Here is a 21,846-nt window from a genome sequence, read left to right on the forward strand (position 1 = left end):
TATGAAGATGATTAGAACTACTTTTTCACTTCTTGGAGCACTGGTTCTAGAGCTATGATAAATTGTTCCATCTCATCAGCTGTTCCTATTGATATACGAAGATATTCCTGAATTCTTGGTTTATTGAAGTACCGGACAAAAATATTTTGCTCCTTCAACTGCAGATACAAATCTTCTGCATCCACATGTGGGTGACGTACGAAAAGGAAGTTAGCCTTTGAATCGATAACCTCAAAGCCAAGGGTATGAAGCCTTTTAGACGTTTGTTCACGAGTATGGATGATTTGGCCTCGAACATCTTGAAAATATTCTTCATCATCAAAAGCTGCCTTTGCTGCCGCTATTGCTAATCGGTCTAATGTGTAGGAGTTAAATGAATTTTTAATCCGGTTTAACCCTTCGATGAGTTGATGATCACCAATCGCAAATCCCACTCTCATCCCAGCGAGCGATCTCGATTTTGATAAGGTTTGAATGACTAACAGATTTTCATATTGATTCACCAATTGAACCGCCGATTGTCCACCAAAATCGATATAGGCTTCATCAATGATGACTACCTGATCAGGGTTCTGGTTTACGATACTTTCTACTTCAATTAGTGACAGTGTTAACCCTGTTGGGGCATTGGGGTTTGGAAAAATCACGCCACCCTCAGACTGAAAAAACTCCTCAACTGGTAATGTAAAATCACTACGAACAGGTACACGCTTATAATCGATATTAAACAGCTTGGCATAGACTGGATAAAAGCTATACGTAATATCTGGGAACAAAATTGGCTCACCAGGATTAAAAAAGGCCATAAAGGAAAAAGCCAATACTTCATCTGAGCCATTCCCGATAAATACTTGATCAGGGTGAACCCCGTGATACTTAGCAATTGTTTCTCTTAGCTCATTTACCGTTGGGGGTGGATATAACCTTAACGTCTCATCTGTCGCCTCTTGAATGGCCTTTAAAGCTTTAGGAGATGGCGGATAGGGATTTTCATTGGTGTTGAGCTTGATGACATTTGTATTGTTGGGCTGTTCTCCTGGAATATATGGCTCGGTTGCTTGTAGTCGCTCACTCCAAAATTTACTCATTAGAATCCCTCTTCGCTGCCCTTTTCGGCTCATAATTCCTCTCTTTATGGCGGTTGGTTAAAACTTCCTTAATATCATCTACCGAAATTCCCTGCTCGACCATTAACACAATGGAATGGTAGACAAGATCCGAAAATTCATTGGCCAGTTCATTTTTATCTCGGTTTTTTGCTCCAATAATCACTTCGGTTGTTTCTTCCCCAACCTTTTTCAGGATTTTGTCTACACCTTCACGGAATAAGTAATTGGTATAAGAACCCTCAACTGGATTTTCCTTTCGATTTTTAATATAGCGATACAAATAGTCTACAATGCCTTGATCGACCTCACTGGTTTCTTCAACACCATCAAGCTCAATCTCATTAAAAAAACAGCTCTCCGCTCCAGTGTGACAAGCAACCCCATTAGGCTCAACCTCTACTAGCAAAGTATCTCCATCGCAGTCATAGCTCAACTTTTTAACATGCTGGGTATTCCCTGATGTTTCCCCTTTATTCCAAAGCTCTTGGCGGCTACGACTGTAAAACCAAGTGGTTTTGGTTTCAATCGTTTTTTGCAGGGATTCCTTATTCATATAGGCTAGCATTAATACTTTCCCGGACTTTTGATTCTGAACTACAGCGGGTACTAAGCCCTTTTCGTCAAATTTTATCTCATCTATGGAAAAAGTCATGTTATACACGCCTCACTTCTACACCATTTTCATATAAGTAATCTTTCAAATCTTTCATTTCGATTTCACCGAAGTGGAAAACAGATGCGGCAAGAGCTGCATCAGCCTTTCCTTCTGTTAGCACATCTAGAAAATGCTCAATCTTTCCTGCTCCTCCTGATGCCACTACGGGTATATTGACATGTTCCGAAATCCCCTTGGTAATATCCGTGCTAAAGCCGGTTTTCACTCCATCCGTGTCCATGGCATTTAAGACAATCTCACCTGCACCGAGTCTTTCCCCTTCTATTGCCCATTCTAGTGCGTCTTTACCTGTGTCCATGCGGCCACCATTTAAGAAGACCGTCCACTGTCCATCCTCTTTTTGCTTGACATCGATGGATAAGACGACACATTGACTGCCAAATTTACGGGCTGCCTCTTGAATGATTTGTGGATTTTTTACAGCTGCACTATTGACCGACACTTTATCCGCACCAGCTTTTAATACTTTTCGGAAGTCCTCAACAGATCGAATTCCCCCACCTACTGTGAAAGGAATATGTACTTGCTCAGCCGTACGCTCGACCACATCTATAAAAATGTTACGCTCTTCATTAGAAGCGGTAATATCATAAAAAACCAGTTCATCTGCACCCATTTCACTATAGACCTTAGCCAATTTGACCGGATCATCAACATCCACGATATTTTGAAACTTTTGGCCCTTCACAACTCTTCCATTACGAACATCTAAACATGGGATGATTCGTTTTGCCAGCATCGTTACACTTCCCTTAATATCTCTTCTAAGTCAATCTTACCTGTATATAAAGCTTTACCAATAATAGCCCCGTGAACGTCCAACTTAGACAAAGTTCGCACATCTTCTGGAGTAGAAACCCCACCAGATGCAATGACATTTAATCCGACGTTTTTATTGACCGTTTGAATTTCTTCAAGGTTTGGACCCGACAGCATTCCATCCTTAGCAATGTCAGTGTAAATAATGGTCTGTACCCCTTTATCCTCTAATTCTTTGGCAAAGTCCAATGCCTTACGCTCACTTGTTTTCGTCCAACCATCTGTTGCCACATACCCTCTTTTGGCATCAATAGAAACAGCAATCTCTTTTGGATATTTTTTAACAGCTTCCGTTAAAAATTGTTCATCATGAAGAGCAGCTGTACCTAAGATTATTCGGCTTACTCCAATAAAAGCAAGGGCATCCACTTGATTCATCGTACGAATTCCGCCGCCTACTTGAATTGGAACATCGGTTTTTTCGACAATCGATTCAATGGTTGTCAAATTTTCTGAGGTGCCTGATAATGCTCCATCTAAATCGACCAAATGAAGAGCCTCTGCTCCTTTATCTATCCATCTCAACGCCATTTCAACTGGATCACCATAGACGTCTTCTTTGTTATAATCTCCTTGAATAAGCCTTACGCATTTTCCGTTTCGAATATCAATAGCCGGATAAAGGATCATGTAATCAACTCCCCGAAGTTTTTCAACAGTGTCATTCCTACTTCACTACTTTTTTCAGGATGGAACTGCATCCCATAGATATTGTTCTTTTGGACAACCGCCGGAAATTCAATTCCATAGTCCGATCCCAAAACAACTTCCTCGCGATTTTTCGGTTTTACATAGTACGAATGGACAAAATACGTGTAATCCTTTTGCTCAATTCCCGTTCCAATTCCATTTTGAGCATCAAAATTCGGACCCGGGATTAGGTTATTCCATCCCATATGTGGGACTTTCAATTGGTCACCAAAGCGGACTACTTCTCCCTCTAGTAAACCTAGTCCTTCCCATTCCCCATTTTCATAGCTTTTTTCATAGAATAATTGCATTCCGAGACAAATACCTAGAATCGGCTTACCTGCTTGCACATTGTCTTTTATACAATCCACTAAATCCAAATCTCTCAATTGATTCATAGCATCTTCAAATGCCCCAACCCCTGGTAAAATCAGTGCTGTACTTTGGTTGATTTTTTCTTTGCTCGATATGATTTCAGCCTCAAAGCCTAACTTGTTTAGTGCATGATTCACGCTTTTTAAATTACCTGCTCCATAATCAATAATGGAAATCATGGATTGTGCTCCTTTCCTTATTACAGCATTCCCTTTGTTGAACGAACGCCTTGAATTCGTTCTTGAACTTCTGTTGCACGGTCTAACGCACGACCAAAGCCTTTAAAAATAGATTCAATGATATGGTGACCATTACTGCCATATAACAGGTTAATGTGTAAGGTAACGCCTGCATGATTCACAAAGGCACGGAAAAATTCCTCCACGAGCTCGGTATCAAATTGCCCAACCTTTTCGACTGGCAAGGAAACATTGTATTGTAAATATGGCCGCCCACTAATATCAATCGAAACCATTGATAAAGACTCATCCATAGGAGAGTGCTCGGTCGCATAACGAGTAATCCCTTTTTTATCCCCTAAGGCCTCTTTAAAAACCTGCCCTAGCACAATCCCAACATCCTCAACTGAATGATGAAAGTCTACGTCTACATCACCCTGGCACTTTACATCTAAGTCCATAAATCCGTGACTTGCGAGGAGTACCAACATATGATTAAAAAAGCCAATTCCTGTGTCGATTTGGCTCTTTCCAGTTCCGTCAAGATTTAACTTGAGATTTATATTGGTTTCTGTTGTCTTCCGCTCCAAATTACCTTCTCTCATCAAAAATACCCCTCTCTAAGACACCGTTTGTTTTTCAATCACTGATTCTATATCCTGAATTAAAGAATGAATACGATCTGTTTTCGTTTTAAAGCTAGCTTTATTGACGACAAGACGCGCACTAATTTCAGAGATATCCTCTAATACCTCGAGGCCATTTTCCTTCAATGTTCGCCCTGTTTCTACAATGTCCACGATGACATCAGACAACCCGATTAACGGGGCTAATTCCACCGAACCATTCAGCTTAATCGTCTCAATCGATATCCCTTTTTTATGGTAATAGTCCTTGGCAACTTTCGGATATTTTGAGGCAACTGTTAATTTTGAGGACTGATTGTTTTTTTGTTCAGGCAAGCCCGCAACAGCAAATTTACACCTACCAAAACCTAAATCTAGCACCTCAAAAACATCTGCACCATTTTCTAATAATGTATCCTTCCCAACAATTCCGATATCCGCTGCGCCTTTTTCTACATAGGTCGGAACGTCGCTTGCCTTCACAAGCACGATTTGGTATTGATGATTTTTATCTTCAAAAATGAGCTTTCGACTGTCCTTTGTAAAATCTGGAAATTCAATTCCTATTTCTTGAAAAGCCGCTAGTGTTAGCTGCTCCAATCTTCCTTTGGCTAAAGCAATTTTCACTTCACTCACGAAAGTACCTCCATTCTTACGCTTCCTTCATAATCGCTAACAAGTCATCTAAATAAAATCCAAAGCCTGTAGCTGGTAGATTGGTTCCAAATTGTTTGGTTAGTTGATCATAACGTCCACCTACCACAACTGGCTTACCGAAGTTTTTAATATAGCCTTGAAAAATAATTCCTGTGTAATAATTCAAATGGTTAATTAAGCCAAGGTCGATCGATAAAAACTCCCCAAAGCCTTCTTCAGTGAGCTGGTGATAGACCTGACGGAGACGATCTAATTCTTTTTTCATCTCCTCATTCAAGGCAAGGTTCTCTGCCTTTGCAATGACTTCCTCGGGCTCACCATATAGTAGTGGCATCGATAAGATTGCCTCTTTATAAGCAGCGTCCATTTCAATGTCCGCTAATATTTGGCGTAGCTCAGACACATTTTTATTTTCAATCCGATTGCGAATTTCCTGAAGCTGTTCATTCGAAATGGTTGATAGATTCATTAATTCCTTAAAATAATTGGCCTGGCCCAGGTCAATTTTAAAATCGCGAAAACCTAATGCTTGAAGGGACTTAATTGTTAAACGAATAACTTCAACATCAGCTTCAACATCTGGCTTGCCAAACAGCTCAATCCCAGCTTGCGTTAACTCTCTATTTTGTAGACCCTGCTGATCATCATCCATTCGGAAAACATTCGTAAAATAGGAAAGCTTAATTTCGGAATCTTGTTTTTGGTAATTGGTAGCCACCATGCGCGCAATTGGAATCGTAGCATCTGGACGTAGCACTAAAATCTTCCCATCGCGATCGATGAGTTTAATCATTTTTTCTTTAGCAATCGTACCTTTTATATCTAAGAACAAATCATAGTATTCAAAGATAGGGGTTTGCACTTGTCGGTATCCATTATTTCTATACAGCTCTTTTAAGGTATACGTGACATTCTCTTTTTTTGCTAAATCAAATGAATCTAGATCCGTTACCCCTTCAGGAATTCTTTTGCTTTCATGTAACAAATTAACCATCCCTTTATCTCTTTATCACTTTATCACTTTATTTAATTAAAGTTTTATTGTATTGTATTAGTAATTAGGAGATAAGTCAACAGATTAGTAGTACTTATCAAAAAATTCTAGTTGTTATGAATCTATTCAAATTGTTATAGTTAAGGGTATAGAAAGGATGTTTATAGATGTTTGACTATCACGTTCACACCGATTTTTCCGCAGATTGCGATATCCCAATGGAAGAAATGATCGAAAATGCGAAAAAGCGGGGCATTCAGGAAATCTGTTTTACAGAGCACATCGACTACGATTATCCTGACCCAACCATTAGCTTCCTACTTGATTTGGACAACTATGACCAAACCATTAAGAGATTTCAAGAAAAGTATAAAAATAAAATCACGATCAAAAAAGGCGTGGAGCTTGGTGTTCAACCTCATGTATTAGAGGATTATAACCAAATCGTCAATCAGGAGTTTTTTGACTTTATCATTTGCTCCATGCACACAACTGACAAAATTGACCTTCACTCTGGACGCTTTTTTGAAGAGAAATCATTGAACGAAGCGTACGAGCAATATTACGGCGAGCTTTTATCCTGTATAAAATCCTTTAACCAATATAGTATTCTAGGACACCTAGACCTTGTGAAAAGGTACAAGTATGAGCCTGACGTTTACCATTTTCTTGATTACATCGAGGAGATTTTCAAGGTAGTCATTCATGAAGGTAAAGGCATCGAGGTGAATAATTCTGGATTCAAGTATGGCTTAGGCTCTGCTATGCCAAGCGAAGATATTTTGCAGTTATATAAGGATATGAATGGTGAAATCATTACGATTGGGTCTGACTCCCATTCCCCTTCGACTTTAGGTACACATTATGAGGAAACCATCGAGCTACTGAAGAAGACTGGTTTTAAGTATGTAGCTACGTTTGAGCAACAGAAGCCTGTTTTCCATAAAATTTAACGATAACCATAGGAAAAGCCTTGAACATCGTGCTAGTTCAAGGCTTTTTTCTTACTTATATTCAATTTTTCCTAGGCTTACCGCAGCCACAAGTCCTAACGCAAACGTAACAATACTTAAGATGGACATGCCAACCTCTCTCTCGAAGCCTGGAAAAATCACAGCAACCGAACCAATGACTAAACCGATAATGACGGCAAACGTATGTGCATGATGATTAGTTAAGAAATAACGAATGATTTTCGTACATGAGACAATACCAATTACCACACCGATTCCAAAAATGCCTATCACAAGAAGATTAAATTCTCCTATTGCATTGAAGATGGTCTCATATGTCCCCATGATTAATAAAAGCATTGAACCACTAATTCCAGGTACAATCATGGCCATACTTGCGATAAACCCGGAAAAGAACAGCGTAACTAATACGCCTGTTTTTGTTGTATCTAAAAGGGCTCCCCCACTTGGTTCCTTAAAAAAGGCCAAAGATGCAACGAGAAGGGCTGCAATAACCAATAGCATATAATGTCCCACTTGAAAGTTCGATTTTACATCTGCTTTATGAAATAAATAAGGCAGAACCCCAATAATTAAACCGATAAAAAAGAAATACGTTTGATTGGGATAATGTGCAAACAGCCATTCAATGACATGACTCATGGTGACTAGAGCCGCAACAACTCCTACACCTAAAGGAATCAAAAACCCAAGATGTTTTTTCCATTCTCTACTGAGGATGCCATTAATCGCCTCAATTAATCGATCATATATCCCTAATATAACCGCAATGGTACCGCCACTAACCCCAGGTACAGCATCACTGGTTCCCATCAATAAACCACGAAAAATATTTTTCCATTCAACATTCATCGATCAATTCCCCTTATCACATTCATTTCCATCATACTTACTTATTTTATCAGAAGTTTATGTAAGTAAAAGGATTTTGCAAAAACATTTTATACTTTATTTACTATCTATTCTAACCCATGTATGATTAAGATGAATGAATTTTCTAATAAAAGCGGGCGATGGAATGAGTCATAAATCCAACACGTTGTTACCTGTTATTGGCGGAATCTCGGCATTATGTATTGTGATGGGAATTGGGAGGTTTGCTTATACTCCCATATTACCACTCATGCAAGAAGCAACTGAGCTTAACGATGCAATGGCGGGAAATCTAGCCTCTAGTAATTATTTAGGATATCTGTTAGGTGCTTTAGCCGGAGGAATGGTGAAATGGGGCAAAGGTAAGGGATTTTATATCCAACTATATCTTCTGATTAATATTCTCACCACCTTTCTCATGGGACTCACAAGCCTGTTTTGGCTGTGGTTTATTTTTCGCTTTATCTCCGGATTAACGAGTGGATTCGTCTTTGTACTAGCATCTAGTATTGTTTTAGACCATTTAGCTCGCAGTAAGCGTTCAACATGGTCAGGACTTTTTTACAGTGGTGTAGGTATAGGTATATTTATAACCGGCTTTATGGTTCCAGTTTTCGACCAATTCTTTAACTGGCAAGGTAGCTGGATAGGCTTAGGTCTAATCTCGCTCATGATAGGTGTTTTTTCCATGTTGTGGCTTAGGGAGCCTCAGTCATCCTTCAAACAAAGCAAGCAACCAACCGCAAGTTCCAAGGGCCAAAAAGTTCTTTTGCCTTGGCTGATAGCTGCTTACGGGTGTGAGGGATGTGGTTATATTATCAGCGGTACCTTTTTAGTTGCTCTTGTAAAAGATATACCCGCATTAAGTTCATACCCCTCTTTGAGTTGGATTTTTGTAGGAGTCGCGGCTATCCCCTCATGTATCATCTGGGCGCATCTTGCCCAAAAATGGGGTAAGCTTCTCACCCTGCAAATCGCTTTTGTTATGCAGATGATTGGAGTTCTTTTTCCTATATTATTTTTCAATGCTTATGGAGCCTTAATTGGTGCACTCTTATTTGGTTTAACCTTTATGGGGATTACGACTCTATGTGTGTTAACTGCACGTCAGATTTTCCCTGAACAAAGCAGTAAGGTGATTGGATACCTAACGTGTATTTACGGGATTGGACAAATCATTGGACCAGTGGTTGCTGGATATTTAATTTCAACTTCTGGAAAGTACAACTCATCTCTGGTTCTAGCAGCAGTCGTTTTGTTTTTCGGGTTGATGTTTCTGGGAGTTGGTCAATATAAAGCTTCAAAAAATCACTCAAATGTTAATCAGTCCATCCATTATTAAAAACGAAAGGATGATCAAAATGCCGTATGTCAATATCAAAATTACAAAGGAAGAACAAAGAGCTACCACAGAACAAAAACAACAATTGATTGAGGGTGCTACAAATTTACTGAAGGATGTGTTGGGGAAAAACCCCAAAACGACGGTTGTGGTCATTGATGAAGTAGAAACAGACAACTGGGGAATTGCTGGAGAATCAGTAACAGAAAGAAGGAAACGTGGGGAGTAAATGAAATGCTGGGTAAGAATTTACCCAGCTATAATTATATTAATGGAGATTTCCTGTTAACAGAATTTGTGGTGCCTGGTTTATCGGGTGCGTTACGATTTCTGGAATCGTCTCATACACTTTTTCTAATATATCCTGTTGGATGACCTCATTACTTGAACCGATCTTTTCAATTTCACCTTCATTCAAAAGGATAAGCTGTTCACAAAACTGCGAGGCTAGATTTAAATCGTGTAGCACCATTACAACCGTTAAAGCTGTTTTTTCCTTCCAGTAATTTACTAGTTCCAATACATTTAACTGGTGACCAATATCAAGATAGGTCGTCGGCTCATCTAGTAACAGAATTTCTGGCTCTTGAACCATCGCCTTCGCAATGGCTACCCGTTGCCTTTCCCCACCACTAAGGGTATCTAGGAGTTGGTCCTGCAAATGATTAATGCCTGTTAAGTAGAGAACCTCTTGAACCTTTTCAACATCATGCGCTCCTACTCTTTGATACCACTTCAAATGTGGATAGCGTCCCATCATGACAGTATCGTAAACGGAAATAGGCATGGGTTCAAGTCCATTTTGCGATAATACTGCCATTTTCCTAGCTAGATCCTTTTGTTTTAGTTGTTGTATGTTCGTACCCTCAAAATTAACAAAACCCGAAGTAGAAGGAAGAATACCAGATATAATTTTTAATAAAGTCGATTTCCCCGAACCATTTGGACCGATAATGCCTACAGTCGTTCCTTTATTCACCTTGAACGAAATGTTTCTCAGTACATTATTTTCGCCATATTGTTTGGAAATGGTTTCAACTGTAAGCATATACATCCGCCCTCCTAAAAATAATTGGTTTTCTTTTTCCTTAGTAAATACCCAAAGAAAGGTGCCCCTAAAAAGGCAGTAATAATTCCAATTGGCAACTCCCTTGGCTCTAATATAGTCCTGGCAATCATATCTGCTCCAACTAGAAAAATCGCTCCCCCAATCACAGATAAGGGCAAAATGACACGGTAATCCGACCCAAAAATCAAGCGAATCATATGCGGGATAATTAACCCCACAAACCCAATCGTGCCTGATACTGAAACAGCTGCACCAGTTAGTAAAGATGCGACAATTAATAAAACCAACCTAACCTTTTGCACAGAAACGCCTGTATGATAAGCAGCTTCCTCGCCAAGTCCTAACATATTTAACTCCCTCATTAGGAACGTAACTATAATAAGACTAACAATGATAAAGGGTAAAACAATGCCATTATAGCTCCAATCTGTAAGGGTTAAACTTCCCATCATCCAATACATAATCGTCTGCATTTTCTCTTCTGCAAGAGCTAAAGTGAGTGAGAGCATGGATGAAATAAAGGCTTGCACCACAACCCCAGCTAATATGAGTGTTTCCATTTGCAGTCTATGATTGATTCTCGCTAGCACATAAACTATAAAAAGTGTAAATAATCCAGATACAAATGCAACCACTGGCAACGTTAATTTGCCTAATAATAAGGTATGCCAACCAAATAGGAAAACAAGGGCTGCCCCTAAGGCTGAACCAGAAGAAACACCCAAAATAAAGGGGTCAGCCAAAGGGTTCCGCAGTACTCCTTGATAAATTGCCCCAGCAGTGGCCAAAGCGGACCCTACCAACATCCCAAGTACAATACGAGGCATTCTTATATTCCAGATTATCGTTTCTGTTGAATCCTTCCAGGATGGATCGATTCCTTCACCAATCCAAGGAAGCTTGGAACAAATCACCAACCATACCGTGATGACATCTATTTCAGCACTCCCGACAGATACACTAAACAGGACAGAGAAAAACAGAACGATAAGTAAGATTGGTATCCAAATGATTAGCTTTTTTCGATGTTGGTTTGGTCCAGTCATTCCATTCAACTTCTTCCTCAATTACTGGTTAAATTTTTCTGGATACAAGATTTCTGCAATCATTTTTAAGCCCTGTGTAATTCGCGGTCCAGTACGCTCTGTAATATCAGAATTCAACGCATGAACCTCACCCTCTTGAATGGCCGTAATATCCTGCCATGTTTCCCGCTTTTTCACTTTGTCAACAGCATTCTCGACATAGTTTGCATAGGTAACAAAAATAACATCCGGGTTTTTCTCGATGACTTCTTCTTCACTAATCTGAGGCCAGCCATCTTGATCTGCCATAATATTGATTCCGCCGGCCTTTTCTACCATTTCGTTTAAAAAGGTCCCACTGCCAGCTGTAAATAATTCTTCTCCAATTTCTAACCAAACTGTTTTTCGCTCTTCCTCAGGAATATCCTCAACTACATTCTCAACCTCTTCTACATCCTTTTTCATGGATGCTACAATTTCCTCTGCCTTCGTTGTCGTACCAGTTGCCTTTCCAACGGTTAAAATATCCTCATATGTCTCTTCAAGTGTTTGCGCACCAAGAACTAGTACCTTCACACCTTGGTCTCTCATTTGCTGAATAGCTTCTCCATTGTTTACATCTGCAACGACCAAATCAGGCTCTAGGGAAACAATCTTTTCAAAATTAAGCTCAAACGCCCCCACAGATTCAATCTCCTTAACTTCCTCAGGATAGTTATCATTATCGGTCACGCCGACAACTTTATCACCTAAACCTAGACCAAAAACGATTTCTGTTGCACTAGGAATAACCGAAATAATTTTCTCCGGCTCCTCTTCTATCGTTACTTCCTCTCCAGAATCATCTGTTATCGTAACCGGAAAACTACCTTCATTCTCAGATGATGAATCAGCTTCTTGTTGATTATTTTCTGATGTCTCCGAATTGTTCTCTCCTTGCTCTCCTTCATCCGATGAACATGCCATTAATCCAACAGCGACAAATGCAATAAGTACGGCTAATAAAATATGTCGTAATGTGTTCTTCATTTTCTGCTCCTCCTTATCATAAGTAGAAAAACTAATAAAAGCCCCGATTTCCTTAAGTCAGGAAATCGAGGCTTATTCACAATATTCGTCAACAATCAACAAGGTTTGTGAGCCTTTCCTTTAAACCCGAAGGAAATCAGCTTATATAATAAGGCAGGTCTACTGGCTCATGTTCATCGCTTCCTAAATCTTCCCATCCGAAGACAGTGATTATTTTAGGTTGCTCCCATTTACAGTGGCGGGACCGCGCCGGATTTTCACCGGCTTCCCTATTAAGCAGACAGCTAGCTGCCCACACCTTATTACACGGCTTATTTAATTTTCATCTCCTAATATAATAGGTTTATATGTGAGAAGCGTCAATAGCCTTACATTGTTTTTTCGATTACGAACATTATTCGAAGATCGTATTCTTTTGTTGCTTTTCATTTACTGTTAATTGAAAAATATCAGGTCTTGAATAGTGACCCACTGCATCAAAATCAAACTGCGATTCGACAATTTTATCAAGATCGATATCTGCATAGATTATTTTTTCTTCTCCAAACACAGGCTCTACAATAAACTCACCTAATGGGTCCACAATACAGCTGCCACCACGTGTTAATTCATTTGATACCTCTTTAAATTCTTCTCTTGATGCAATTTCATCTGGATACTTATCCTTTGTCGAATATTGGTTACATGATAGGACAAAGCATCTTCCCTCAGCTGCTATATGGCGCATGGATGCAAACCATGTATCCCGGTGATCTGCTGTAGGGGCAATATATATTTGGACCCCCTTTGAATACATCGCAGCCCTAGCCAATGGCATGTAGTTTTCCCAGCAAATTAATGTCCCAATTTTGCCGTATGGCGTATCAAAAACCGGTATCGTACTTCCATCACCTTCACCCCAGATTAATCGCTCTGAACCTGTTGGTTTCATTTTACGATGCTTACCCAACAGTTCACCATCGGGGGCAAAAAACAAGGCTGTACAATAAAGGGTTCCTTGGCTTGATTCACTATCCTTCTCAATCACACCCATGACCACATAAGTTCCTGCCTTTTTAGCTGCTTTCCCGATTTGCTCTGTTTCAGGACCTGGTACGGTAATTGAATTTTTCCAGTAGTTTAAAAAATCCTTTCTACCTTCTGCTGACCTGCTCCTTACCACCGCACCAAATGACATGCCTCGCGGGTATGCTGGAATGAATGCTTCAGGAAACACGATAATTTTTTGCATTTTGCTTTCCGGCCTCTTCCAATAATTTTATGGTTTTTTTGACTCCTTTTTCTTTATTCATCACTTCAGAACCTGCTTGGACAACAGCGACTTTAAACGGATTTTTCGACATAGACATTTCCTTTCTTTTCCTTTTTAAACGAAAAGGCATCAACTACAGCTTTACGTGTAACTGATGCCATCTTTTAAGTGTGCATACACTTCCTATTCATTCTCATTTAAATATTCTAATGCAAAAGAACTCATTGCTATGATGCCAGTTGGTATTGCCTTCTCGTCAAAAATAATACCTGGATTGTGTAACGAACGAGAAGACTGTTCGTTCTCATTTCTAGTGCCGAGTCTAAACAACATACCTTCTACTTTCTGAAGGTAAAAAGAAAAGTCCTCACCACCTAGGGAAGGTTCAGGGAGATAAACTAGACTTTCTTCACCCAAGTATTGCTTAACAGTATCTGACAATTTATCCACTAATTCGGCATTATTAATCACTGGATGACTACCAGGATTAAATTTGACTGTGGCGGTCGTTTTATGTCCACTCGCGATATATTCACTCATCTCAGCAACACTATCCTTAATGTGATCTCTAGTCTCTGGATCTAGAGTTCTGATAGTACCAGAGACTAATACTTTGTTTGCAATAATGTTATCTGCATTTCCTCCGTGAATTTGACCAAGTGTAACGACGGCAGAATTCAACGGTGAGAGTTGACGAGATACGATGGATTGTAAGCCCGAAACAATTTGACCCGCAACAGGAATAGGATCAACACTTTTATGCGGGTGAGCCGCATGACCTCCAGAACCTTTCACTTCAATTTCAAAAGTATCTGTGGCTGCCATAATAGGACCATGACGAACACCTATCTGTCCTGCATCAATTAGGGGCCATGTGTGCAAACAAACTATCCGATCGACTTTAGGTTCACTCTCTAAAACACGTTGCTCTATCACAAATTGTGCCCCTTGCATGGTTTCTTCACCTGGTTGAAAAATGAATTTAACATTTCCTTTGAGAGAATTCTTCTTTCTATCTAAGACTAATGCTGCACCTAGCATAACAGTTGTATGAATATCATGACCACAAGCATGCATAATCCCTTCATGTTCAGAAGAAAACTCCAAACCGGTTTCTTCAACAATTGGGAGTGCGTCAATGTCGGCTCGTAAACCTAATGTATCCCCGTGTTCTTTTCCTCTTAAGACGCCAACGACACCTGTACCATTTTTCAGTTTTTGAAGTTCAATACTGGTATCCTTAAGCGTATCAATTATCAATTGGGTTGTGTTATATTCTTTCATACTCAACTCAGGTTTTTGATGTATATGTCTTCTTATCTCTATCATTTGATCTAGAATTTCTGAAGTAATTGATTGAATATCCATATTGTCGCCCCTCTAATGCATGATGTTTATTTAAAAATAAAAAGAGGAAGGTTATATGAAACATATAACCTTCGCAATTCTATTAATCTAATTCGGACTGACCAATTTCTGCTACTTGCTTATAAACTTCCTCGCCCCAGACTTCAGTTCCTAGGTTATCACGAACTACTTGAGTAGCCTCTTTGAAGGCTTCAATGTTTGGATCAATAAATTCAACGCCAGCTTCTTCCATTTCAGCCTTCATATCTGCAGCATTAGCATCTAGTTGTTCTTGTGCATATGCCTCCCCTTCTTTTGCAGCATCAATGAAGATTTGTTGATAGTCTTCCGGTAAGCTTTGGAAGAATTCGTCATTAACTGTTACAAAAGCTGGCTTGAACATATGATTAGAATTGATAACATAGTCTTGTACCTCGTGAAAACCGGCTGCATATATCGTTTCAAGTGGATTTTCTTGACCTTCAACAAGCCCAGTTTGTAACGCATTATATACCTCACCAAAGTCCATAGGAGTAGGATTTGCTCCTAATGCTTCGAAAGTTTGTACATAGTAATCCGTGGCTGGAGCACGAACCTTTAAGCCTTCCATGTCAGCAGGCTCTTTAATAGCCTTATTTGCTGAAATTACTCTAGGACCACGAGGTAAAATACCAATATTTCTAACCCCTTGTTCACTAATTAATTGATTATTCCATTCTTGACCAATATCTGATTCTAAAACAGCATTCCAATGTTTGTAAGACTTCATCAAGTAAGGTAGAGAAAGATATTCAATTTCATCCATTCCAGGATCTCCACTAGACATCATTTCAATTGTACCCATTTTAACTTGCTCCATTTGCTCAACAGTTGAACCTAGTTGGTTTCCAGGGAATAGTTCAACCTTTACATTACCATTTGTTTTCTCTTCCACAATTTCCTTAAATTTCTCCATTCCTTGGTAGGCTGGTTCCCCTTCACTTGCCCAAGTACTATAAGAGATTTCAAATGTATCTCCTTCACTAGATTCTCCTTCTGAACCACTTGAACTATCAGAGTCTGAACAAGCTGCGACGAATAACATTAGTGCAACAACTGCTAAAGTTAGCCATAGTTTTTTCATTTTTCTGTCCCCCTAATTTGAGTTTATCGTTTGAATTTTGAATAAAAGATTACTTGTCTTTTGGAAGGCTTTAAAATCACCTCCTTTAAATGAATCTATTTTTCTATTTAAGTTTCATATTAGACTTTGATACTTTTTTCACTAATTCAACACCGTATTCTGTTAAATAATCAACTATTTCTTTTCCTCTTTCTGCTGAAGAATTGGTTGGATTACCTAGAACACCTCGTTCAGAAATCTCCTCCATATTGAAAAATATATTAGCTGAAGAGTCTCCTAACTTAACCTTTTTAAAGTTACTAACTTCAAACTCTTGCCATTTGTTTTGCACTTCCCAATCTCCCAATAAATCCATTCTCATTTTGTCTGGATATAAATAGCTCATAACTGAGGTTAGTGGTTCCCCACCGTGACCAGAAGGATCCTCTTCTTTGTATATTTCCTTTTTCTTTTCAGGGCTAAGTGTCTGCCATAAATCAATGGATGCAATCATTACTTTATGGTCTCTTCTAATCTTTCTAGCAACTTGATCTACAGCCGGTCCATTACCCGCATGGCCATTTAAAACAACAATTTTTGTTATTCCATGTTCCATTAAACTTACAAATATATCTTCCAAAATTCTTAGCACCGTATCCTGTGAAAGTGATATCGTGCCAGGATACCCTCTAAAGTACTCTGAGTTACCAAAGGGAATGGTTGGAATATAAAGAGCATCACTATTCTCAGCTACTCGTTTAGCAATTTCTGTTGCGGCTAGATAGTCGCCTGTAATCGAATGTGGCCCATGCTCCTCCATTGAACCTAAAGGAACTAAAACAACGGGATCCTCTTTAAACGCTTCGTCTACTTCCTGCCAAGTCATTAGATGTAATGCCTTTTTGTTAGAACTCATTAAAATCTCTCCTAGTTTGTATTATTCAAAAAACAGATCTACAATAAATAGTGTTAAAGAAGGAACAAATGCAATAATAAACGCTGTTGCTACTAGTGGGATATACATAGGTAATATTTCTTTTACTAGTTTTGTATACCTTAACTTCGCTATATCCGCAACAATATATAACATGATTCCTACAGGAGGTGTAGCTCCCCCAATAGTTAAAGTTAATACCATAAGAACACCAAAGTGGATAGGGTCTACACCAACTTGCATAACTATTGGTGTTAATATTGGAGCAAAAACGATAATCGCTTCTGAAGGGAGCATGAACAATCCAATAATTAGCATAAAAATAACCATTAAAGTTAGAATGATATACTCATTCGTTGAGATACTTAGTATTAAATCTCCTAACTTTTCAGATATTTTTGACATGGTAACAACCCAAGCAAACACTGTCGCGGCAGCAAGTGTAAACAAAATATTAGCCGTATCAAAACTCGATTTTTTCAAGATTCCAACGAAAGACTTTAAATTAACATTTTTATAGTAGAAAAACGTTACTATAATTCCATATAAAACGGCTATCGCCGCTGACTCTGTTGGTGTGAATACCCCACTGACAATCCCAACTACAATGATGATTGGTAGTAATAAGGCAAGAAAACCTGATGAAACAGCACTTCTTGCCTCCTTAAATGTAGCTCGCTTATATTTTGGATATCCTCTTTTTGCTGCTATAAAATAGGTATAAATCATAAGGGATATGGCTAATAATGCACCTGGAACAATACCGGCTATCAACAATGGCCCAATCGGTTGTTGAGTAACAATCCCAAAAATAATTAATGTAATACTAGGTGGAATAATAGGACCAACAATAGAAGACGCAGCCGTTATAGCAGCAGCAAACTTTTTATCATAGCCTTCCCTCTCCATTGATGGAATTAAAACAGAACCTAATGCTACAGTATCAGCTGTTGCAGAACCTGAAATTCCAGAAAACAATACACTCGCTAAAATATTAACTTGAGCTAGTCCACCCTTAATATGTCCAACAATAACTCTCGCTACGTCAATAATTCGGTTTGTAATCCCCCCCGAATTCATTAACTCTCCTACGAGTAAGAAGAATGGTACGGCGAGTAATGTAAACGAATCTACCCCCCTAACCATGCTTTGAGCTACCATTCCTAAATCGACACCTTCAATAACCAGATAGACTAAGGAGGATAAACCTAACGCAAAAGCAACCGGCATCCCAACTATAATTAACACAATCATTAATAGAACTATTAAGAATATCATTCGTTCACCTCCTCGTTATTTGTATCAAGGTGATAGACTCCAGCTTTAAAATCCTTGATATCATTAATACTTCTCATAATGGTGAAAAAGATCATAACTCCTGCTCCAACTGGTGCTGCTACTCTCCAGAAAGAAAACGGTATCTCTAATGCACCTGATTGTTTCAAGTGGGCTACCTTTACAACATCCAAGGAGGTGAGGATTAAAATGACTAAGAAGATCATAATAATAATTCTCATAATGAATGTTGTGATTAAGTGCACTCTCGGTGACATATTTTCCTGTAACATATTTACAGCTAAATGTTTGTCATCAAAAGATACAACCCCTACCCCCAAGAATACTACCCATACTAGTAATAACCTGGATAGTTCATCAGTCCACGTTAGTGGGCTATCTAAAACAAACCTGAAAAATACCTGTAATAAGGTCACAACTACAATAACTAAAAGTAGAAAGCTACAAAGATAACGTAAAAAATATGCTAAATCTCTATGCCTTTTCACTTGGACCCCCCCTTTATTTGGTTCGCTACTATGTTTATTTAATACTCAAAGTTCTGGCCTTCTCTAGAAAACATCACTTTATATGGCCAATCTTTTGCTTTCACATAATATTCAACGTATTCGACAGGCTTAAAATCTTTGTCATACGATATTCTCGACACCTTTAAAAGGGCTTCTCCTAGTTCAACTTCTAGCAGATTCGCTAAATATTTATCTGCATTGATAGCAACCAATTCCTCATTTACATACTCAAAATTTATCCCAAGCACCTGAGAGGCGAATTGTCTCATATATAAAATATCTCCGGCTTGTTTTATTTTCTCCATTTCAACATCTACATAATAATGATTTAGTAGAAAAATAGGATTATTATTTTCTTTTCTTAATCTAGTTACTTTGATGACTGGAGTCTCAGGCTCAAGCTTCAGTTTATTTGTAATATGCTCTTCTACAATAGCCTTGGAAACATCGATGGTATTACATTCGAGAACACTTGCTTTCGTTTTAAAGTGTGAGCTAAACCCTCCCATTGGTGTCCATGGTGCAGAAACGGAATTTTCAGCGACAACTGTACCTTTACCAGGCTTTCTTTGAATGAACCCCTCATTTTGGAGTCTACCCAATGCCACTCTTATCGGGGCTCTACTCACGCCGTATATTTCTTGCATTTCATGTTCGGTGGGAAGTAAATCACCGACAGAATAGTAATTCGACTTTATTTTTTGATAAATATCATTAAAAATCATTGCATTCAGCGGCTGTTTTATTTTCCCTCACCCCCTGGATTTCTTATGTACTAATATTTAACAACTTTGTTATTACAAAGTATCTTTTTTGTATCTTATCGTTAGTTATCTAAATTGTCAATAAATTTTTTAAATTTATATTAATTTTAAAAATTAAAAAACACCACACAAACTAATGTGTAGTGTTTCTTTATATAATTAGATTCATCTATTTCAATAAATAATCCACAATCCCCATGGCACACACCTGCATATCTACATTGATATATTTAAAGACATCATCATCTTGGTCAATGCCCTTTTCAGCTAAAAATTCAGTAACTGACCGGAGTAGCTCATTTGAAACAGCACCTACTTTTTCATCCAACGAACTATCAGGTTTTTCCTCCATCACCTTTTTTCCTGCATCCACAAATTTAGGCAGCCAATACCAAATTTGTTCATAAATCAATTGCGGATTTTCTGTACGGCCATAATGACCAAAAAATATTTGGTCCACATTTAGATTTTTGATTTTTTCCAGTGAATTCAACATTGCATCTGGATCAAATTGATTGGGTGATGTAGACGGTAACACAAATTCAAAGCCGTTTGTTTTTGTTTGAGGATAATATACTCCAATAGTATCCCCTGTAAAAACACCATTACTAACTGGGTCGTAGATAGAAAAATGATGCTTGGCATGTCCTGGTGAATCTATAAAAGTTAAGGTGCGATTCTCTCCAATTTGAAGGGTTGCCCCATCTTCCTTTGTAATTAATCGCTCCTCAGGAACTGGCACAATAGGATCAAATAGTTCATCAAATTGATCTCCATATACCGCCCTCGCTCCCGCAATCAATTTAGAAGGATTCGCCAAATGACGTTTTCCCTTTGGATGGACCACCACTTTCGCATTCGGACATTTTTCTAATAATAGTCCAACCCCACCCGCATGATCTAAGTGAATGTGGGTTACGATGATATATTTTATGTCCCTTGGGTTAATGCTTAAACTCTTTAATCCCTTTAGCAAATAAGGAATGGAGGGGCTTGCACTCGTTTCAACAATAGTTAAATCCCTCTCATGGAACAAATAAGACCCTGTCCTCTGCTCCATCCCTAAATCATAAACATCTGTTAACGTAATTTGTTGTCCCAAATCAATTGTCTTGGACATGGATAACCACCTCTTATGTAATAGATTGGTAATATACTATTTCGATTTGGAAGGGGGTATACCCTTTTTTATGTGAAGAAGAAAAGCCTGAGAGGGCGTTCTCCTGTGTCCTGTGGATATGTAAATCAGTCTGTTAAGTTATTTATGCAGTTAGGTACTCAAATAATTCGGTCACAATCGTCCCCATTCAAGTTTATAATTATTGTATTCAGGTCAGTTCGCAGTTTTATCAGTCAACCATCGATAATCCTGTCAGATTTAGCTATAATTCGGTCGCCGCACCAATCTTTCCAGTCAAAATTCACATATTCGCGTCCGCCTCCCTCACCCACGGCCCCACAACAAAAAACACTGCCCACATTGGACAGTGCCTCAATTCAGCTGTTTACAACTAGTCTTCTGGTTTAATTCGTAAACAACTTTTTTACCATTTACCATAACTTCAACAACTGTAAGGGTCAACCGAAGTGCATCCTTCATCATCATCACTCCCCTACAAAAGTGCATGGTTTTCATTTATCTACCATATTCTATGAATTTCTCAGTACTTTGGCACTGTCAAATCGCCAATGTAATAAAATTGTATCCTTCATTCAGAATAAGTGCCTTTATTGGCATCCATAGACATACTTAGAAACTCATACTCTCCCCCATTGGTCCTCTGTAAAAACGTTTGACCTCTTTCAAAACCTACTCGTTCATATACCTTGATGGCCCGATGGTTAAAGGTGGCAACAGCTAATTTAAAATGTTGCGGATTAAATTTATGACGGGCATATTCCAACCCGGCGATAACAAATTCTCGACCCCCGCCTTGTCCAGTTAAATCCGGACGTAATCCTAGGCCAATTTCTACAGATTTACCCTCATCATTAAAGGAATAATAGCCCACTAAACTCTCATCCTGGTCAAATACAGAATAATAGACACCTTCCCTAGTTTGTGGACTTAAAAGTAGCTGTAAATCTTCTTCATCACTTTTCGGATTATAAAAGGAATACGGCCCCTCGTACTTCCATTCTGCAATGATCTCAGCATCTGATTGACTCATCGGTTTCAACTGATATTTCATCCCTCTCCCTCCA

23 protein-coding genes, 1 pseudogene and 1 riboswitch are annotated in these 21,846 nt (G+C 38.7%); of the genes and pseudogenes, 3 read left to right on the forward strand and 21 right to left on the reverse strand.

Annotated features, from left to right (window positions below):
- Window positions 1-17: 17 nt before the first annotated feature.
- From hisC to hisZ, 8 genes are read right to left on the reverse strand one after another with little or no spacing between them, the layout of a single operon-like run.
- Window positions 18-1,088, reverse strand: a complete 1,071-nt coding sequence (gene hisC, locus GH754_RS13075; RefSeq protein ID WP_153729136.1) for a histidinol-phosphate transaminase — start codon at window positions 1,086-1,088, stop codon at window positions 18-20.
- A complete protein-coding gene (hisIE, locus tag GH754_RS13080; RefSeq protein ID WP_153729137.1) occupies window positions 1,081-1,761 on the reverse strand; it encodes a bifunctional phosphoribosyl-AMP cyclohydrolase/phosphoribosyl-ATP diphosphatase HisIE in 681 nt (226 codons plus the stop codon). Before hisIE ends, hisC begins: the two co-directional genes overlap by 8 nt.
- A gap of 1 nt (window position 1,762) precedes the next feature.
- Window positions 1,763-2,524 carry an imidazole glycerol phosphate synthase subunit HisF gene (gene hisF, locus GH754_RS13085; RefSeq protein WP_153729138.1) on the reverse strand — a complete coding sequence of 254 codons (762 nt, stop codon included), beginning with the start codon at window positions 2,522-2,524 and terminating at the stop codon, window positions 1,763-1,765.
- A gap of 2 nt (window positions 2,525-2,526) precedes the next feature.
- Window positions 2,527-3,234, reverse strand: a complete 708-nt coding sequence (gene hisA / locus GH754_RS13090) for a 1-(5-phosphoribosyl)-5-[(5-phosphoribosylamino)methylideneamino]imidazole-4-carboxamide isomerase (protein WP_153729139.1) — start codon at window positions 3,232-3,234, stop codon at window positions 2,527-2,529.
- Window positions 3,231-3,848, reverse strand: coding sequence for an imidazole glycerol phosphate synthase subunit HisH (hisH, locus tag GH754_RS13095; RefSeq protein ID WP_153729140.1), 618 nt, complete (start codon window positions 3,846-3,848; stop codon window positions 3,231-3,233). The genes hisA and hisH overlap by 4 nt, the downstream gene beginning before the upstream one ends.
- Before the next feature lie 20 nt (window positions 3,849-3,868).
- Entirely contained in the window at window positions 3,869-4,453 is a 585-nt protein-coding gene (gene hisB, locus GH754_RS13100; RefSeq protein ID WP_153729141.1) for an imidazoleglycerol-phosphate dehydratase HisB, read from the reverse strand.
- A gap of 15 nt (window positions 4,454-4,468) precedes the next feature.
- The gene (hisG, locus tag GH754_RS13105; protein WP_323742015.1) at window positions 4,469-5,110 is read right to left on the reverse strand and encodes an ATP phosphoribosyltransferase; all 642 of its coding nucleotides are present in this window, start codon (window positions 5,108-5,110) and stop codon (window positions 4,469-4,471) included.
- A 16-nt stretch (window positions 5,111-5,126) separates the two neighbouring features.
- Complete coding sequence (hisZ, locus tag GH754_RS13110) at window positions 5,127-6,125, reverse strand: ATP phosphoribosyltransferase regulatory subunit (protein WP_153729142.1); 999 nt, start codon at window positions 6,123-6,125, stop codon at window positions 5,127-5,129.
- A gap of 167 nt (window positions 6,126-6,292) precedes the next feature.
- Here hisZ and GH754_RS13115 point away from each other — a divergent pair, with 167 nt between their 5' ends.
- On the forward strand, window positions 6,293-7,078 hold the full coding sequence (locus GH754_RS13115; protein WP_153729143.1) for a histidinol-phosphatase HisJ family protein: 786 nt from the start codon (window positions 6,293-6,295) through the stop codon (window positions 7,076-7,078).
- Between the two features lie 51 nt (window positions 7,079-7,129).
- On the opposite strand, the gene GH754_RS13120 is transcribed toward GH754_RS13115, so the two are convergent.
- Window positions 7,130-7,951 (reverse strand): DUF368 domain-containing protein, encoded by an 822-nt coding sequence (locus GH754_RS13120; RefSeq protein ID WP_153729144.1) that lies wholly within the window; start codon window positions 7,949-7,951, stop codon window positions 7,130-7,132.
- A gap of 166 nt (window positions 7,952-8,117) precedes the next feature.
- On the opposite strand from GH754_RS13120, the gene GH754_RS13125 reads away from it, so the two are divergent.
- The gene (locus tag GH754_RS13125; protein ID WP_194841357.1) at window positions 8,118-9,314 is read left to right on the forward strand and encodes a YbfB/YjiJ family MFS transporter; all 1,197 of its coding nucleotides are present in this window, start codon (window positions 8,118-8,120) and stop codon (window positions 9,312-9,314) included.
- Between the two features lie 19 nt (window positions 9,315-9,333).
- Window positions 9,334-9,543: a 4-oxalocrotonate tautomerase family protein gene (locus GH754_RS13130; RefSeq protein ID WP_267206666.1), complete on the forward strand. Its 210-nt coding sequence runs from the start codon at window positions 9,334-9,336 to the stop codon at window positions 9,541-9,543.
- Window positions 9,544-9,582: 39 nt separating this feature from the next.
- Here GH754_RS13130 and GH754_RS13135 read toward each other — a convergent pair whose 3' ends face one another.
- From GH754_RS13135 to GH754_RS13190, 12 genes and pseudogenes are all read right to left on the reverse strand, one after another.
- The gene (locus GH754_RS13135) at window positions 9,583-10,362 is read right to left on the reverse strand and encodes an ABC transporter ATP-binding protein (protein WP_194841358.1); all 780 of its coding nucleotides are present in this window, start codon (window positions 10,360-10,362) and stop codon (window positions 9,583-9,585) included.
- A 14-nt stretch (window positions 10,363-10,376) separates the two neighbouring features.
- The gene (locus GH754_RS13140; RefSeq protein ID WP_153729148.1) at window positions 10,377-11,429 is read right to left on the reverse strand and encodes a FecCD family ABC transporter permease; all 1,053 of its coding nucleotides are present in this window, start codon (window positions 11,427-11,429) and stop codon (window positions 10,377-10,379) included.
- A gap of 21 nt (window positions 11,430-11,450) precedes the next feature.
- Complete coding sequence (locus tag GH754_RS13145; RefSeq protein ID WP_153729149.1) at window positions 11,451-12,437, reverse strand: ABC transporter substrate-binding protein; 987 nt, start codon at window positions 12,435-12,437, stop codon at window positions 11,451-11,453.
- 135 nt (window positions 12,438-12,572) lie between these two features.
- Window positions 12,573-12,754: riboswitch (cobalamin riboswitch) on the reverse strand.
- 77 nt (window positions 12,755-12,831) lie between these two features.
- Window positions 12,832-13,786 (reverse strand): annotated as a pseudogene (locus tag GH754_RS13150) (carbon-nitrogen hydrolase family protein).
- An 86-nt stretch (window positions 13,787-13,872) separates the two neighbouring features.
- Window positions 13,873-15,057, reverse strand: coding sequence for a M20 metallopeptidase family protein (locus GH754_RS13155; RefSeq protein WP_153729150.1), 1,185 nt, complete (start codon window positions 15,055-15,057; stop codon window positions 13,873-13,875).
- Window positions 15,058-15,139: 82 nt separating this feature from the next.
- Window positions 15,140-16,159, reverse strand: a complete 1,020-nt coding sequence (locus GH754_RS13160) for a TRAP transporter substrate-binding protein (RefSeq protein ID WP_153729151.1) — start codon at window positions 16,157-16,159, stop codon at window positions 15,140-15,142.
- Between the two features lie 103 nt (window positions 16,160-16,262).
- Window positions 16,263-17,054: a creatininase family protein gene (locus GH754_RS13165; RefSeq protein ID WP_153729152.1), complete on the reverse strand. Its 792-nt coding sequence runs from the start codon at window positions 17,052-17,054 to the stop codon at window positions 16,263-16,265.
- Between the two features lie 21 nt (window positions 17,055-17,075).
- Entirely contained in the window at window positions 17,076-18,350 is a 1,275-nt protein-coding gene (locus GH754_RS13170) for a TRAP transporter large permease (RefSeq protein WP_153729153.1), read from the reverse strand.
- Window positions 18,347-18,856: a TRAP transporter small permease gene (locus GH754_RS13175; protein WP_153729154.1), complete on the reverse strand. Its 510-nt coding sequence runs from the start codon at window positions 18,854-18,856 to the stop codon at window positions 18,347-18,349. The genes GH754_RS13170 and GH754_RS13175 overlap by 4 nt, the downstream gene beginning before the upstream one ends.
- Window positions 18,857-18,894: 38 nt before the next feature.
- Window positions 18,895-19,602 (reverse strand): GntR family transcriptional regulator, encoded by a 708-nt coding sequence (locus GH754_RS13180; RefSeq protein WP_153729155.1) that lies wholly within the window; start codon window positions 19,600-19,602, stop codon window positions 18,895-18,897.
- A gap of 208 nt (window positions 19,603-19,810) precedes the next feature.
- Window positions 19,811-20,761, reverse strand: a complete 951-nt coding sequence (locus tag GH754_RS13185) for an MBL fold metallo-hydrolase (protein ID WP_153729156.1) — start codon at window positions 20,759-20,761, stop codon at window positions 19,811-19,813.
- 589 nt (window positions 20,762-21,350) lie between these two features.
- Window positions 21,351-21,833 carry a GNAT family N-acetyltransferase gene (locus GH754_RS13190; RefSeq protein ID WP_153729157.1) on the reverse strand — a complete coding sequence of 161 codons (483 nt, stop codon included), beginning with the start codon at window positions 21,831-21,833 and terminating at the stop codon, window positions 21,351-21,353.
- Window positions 21,834-21,846 lie beyond the last annotated feature (13 nt).

It is taken from the genome of Salinibacillus xinjiangensis (assembly GCF_009649735.1).
Lineage (GTDB): Bacteria > Bacillota > Bacilli > Bacillales > Alkalibacillaceae > Salinibacillus > Salinibacillus xinjiangensis.

Excerpts from the sequence above, each read along its gene's own strand:
- GH754_RS13115 (WP_153729143.1), top strand. The coding sequence starts at position 6,293 with ATGTTTGACTATCACGTTCACACCGATTTTTCCGCAGATTGCGATATC.
- hisB (WP_153729141.1), bottom strand. The coding sequence starts at position 4,453 with ATGAGAGAAGGTAATTTGGAGCGGAAGACAACAGAAACCAATATAAAT.
- GH754_RS13140 (WP_153729148.1), bottom strand. The coding sequence starts at position 11,429 with ATGACTGGACCAAACCAACATCGAAAAAAGCTAATCATTTGGATACCA.
- GH754_RS13190 (WP_153729157.1), bottom strand. The coding sequence starts at position 21,833 with ATGAAATATCAGTTGAAACCGATGAGTCAATCAGATGCTGAGATCATT.
- GH754_RS13120 (WP_153729144.1), bottom strand. The coding sequence starts at position 7,951 with ATGAATGTTGAATGGAAAAATATTTTTCGTGGTTTATTGATGGGAACC.
- hisZ (WP_153729142.1), bottom strand. The coding sequence starts at position 6,125 with ATGGTTAATTTGTTACATGAAAGCAAAAGAATTCCTGAAGGGGTAACG.
- hisF (WP_153729138.1), bottom strand. The coding sequence starts at position 2,524 with ATGCTGGCAAAACGAATCATCCCATGTTTAGATGTTCGTAATGGAAGA.
- hisH (WP_153729140.1), bottom strand. The coding sequence starts at position 3,848 with ATGATTTCCATTATTGATTATGGAGCAGGTAATTTAAAAAGCGTGAAT.
- hisA (WP_153729139.1), bottom strand. The coding sequence starts at position 3,234 with ATGATCCTTTATCCGGCTATTGATATTCGAAACGGAAAATGCGTAAGG.
- GH754_RS13145 (WP_153729149.1), bottom strand. The coding sequence starts at position 12,437 with ATGAAGAACACATTACGACATATTTTATTAGCCGTACTTATTGCATTT.
- GH754_RS13155 (WP_153729150.1), bottom strand. The coding sequence starts at position 15,057 with ATGGATATTCAATCAATTACTTCAGAAATTCTAGATCAAATGATAGAG.
- GH754_RS13160 (WP_153729151.1), bottom strand. The coding sequence starts at position 16,159 with ATGAAAAAACTATGGCTAACTTTAGCAGTTGTTGCACTAATGTTATTC.
- GH754_RS13125 (WP_194841357.1), top strand. The coding sequence starts at position 8,118 with ATGAGTCATAAATCCAACACGTTGTTACCTGTTATTGGCGGAATCTCG.
- GH754_RS13165 (WP_153729152.1), bottom strand. The coding sequence starts at position 17,054 with ATGAGTTCTAACAAAAAGGCATTACATCTAATGACTTGGCAGGAAGTA.
- hisIE (WP_153729137.1), bottom strand. The coding sequence starts at position 1,761 with ATGACTTTTTCCATAGATGAGATAAAATTTGACGAAAAGGGCTTAGTA.
- GH754_RS13170 (WP_153729153.1), bottom strand. The coding sequence starts at position 18,350 with ATGATATTCTTAATAGTTCTATTAATGATTGTGTTAATTATAGTTGGG.
- GH754_RS13180 (WP_153729155.1), bottom strand. The coding sequence starts at position 19,602 with ATGATTTTTAATGATATTTATCAAAAAATAAAGTCGAATTACTATTCT.
- hisC (WP_153729136.1), bottom strand. The coding sequence starts at position 1,088 with ATGAGTAAATTTTGGAGTGAGCGACTACAAGCAACCGAGCCATATATT.
- GH754_RS13185 (WP_153729156.1), bottom strand. The coding sequence starts at position 20,761 with ATGTCCAAGACAATTGATTTGGGACAACAAATTACGTTAACAGATGTT.
- GH754_RS13135 (WP_194841358.1), bottom strand. The coding sequence starts at position 10,362 with ATGCTTACAGTTGAAACCATTTCCAAACAATATGGCGAAAATAATGTA.
- GH754_RS13130 (WP_267206666.1), top strand. The coding sequence starts at position 9,334 with ATGCCGTATGTCAATATCAAAATTACAAAGGAAGAACAAAGAGCTACC.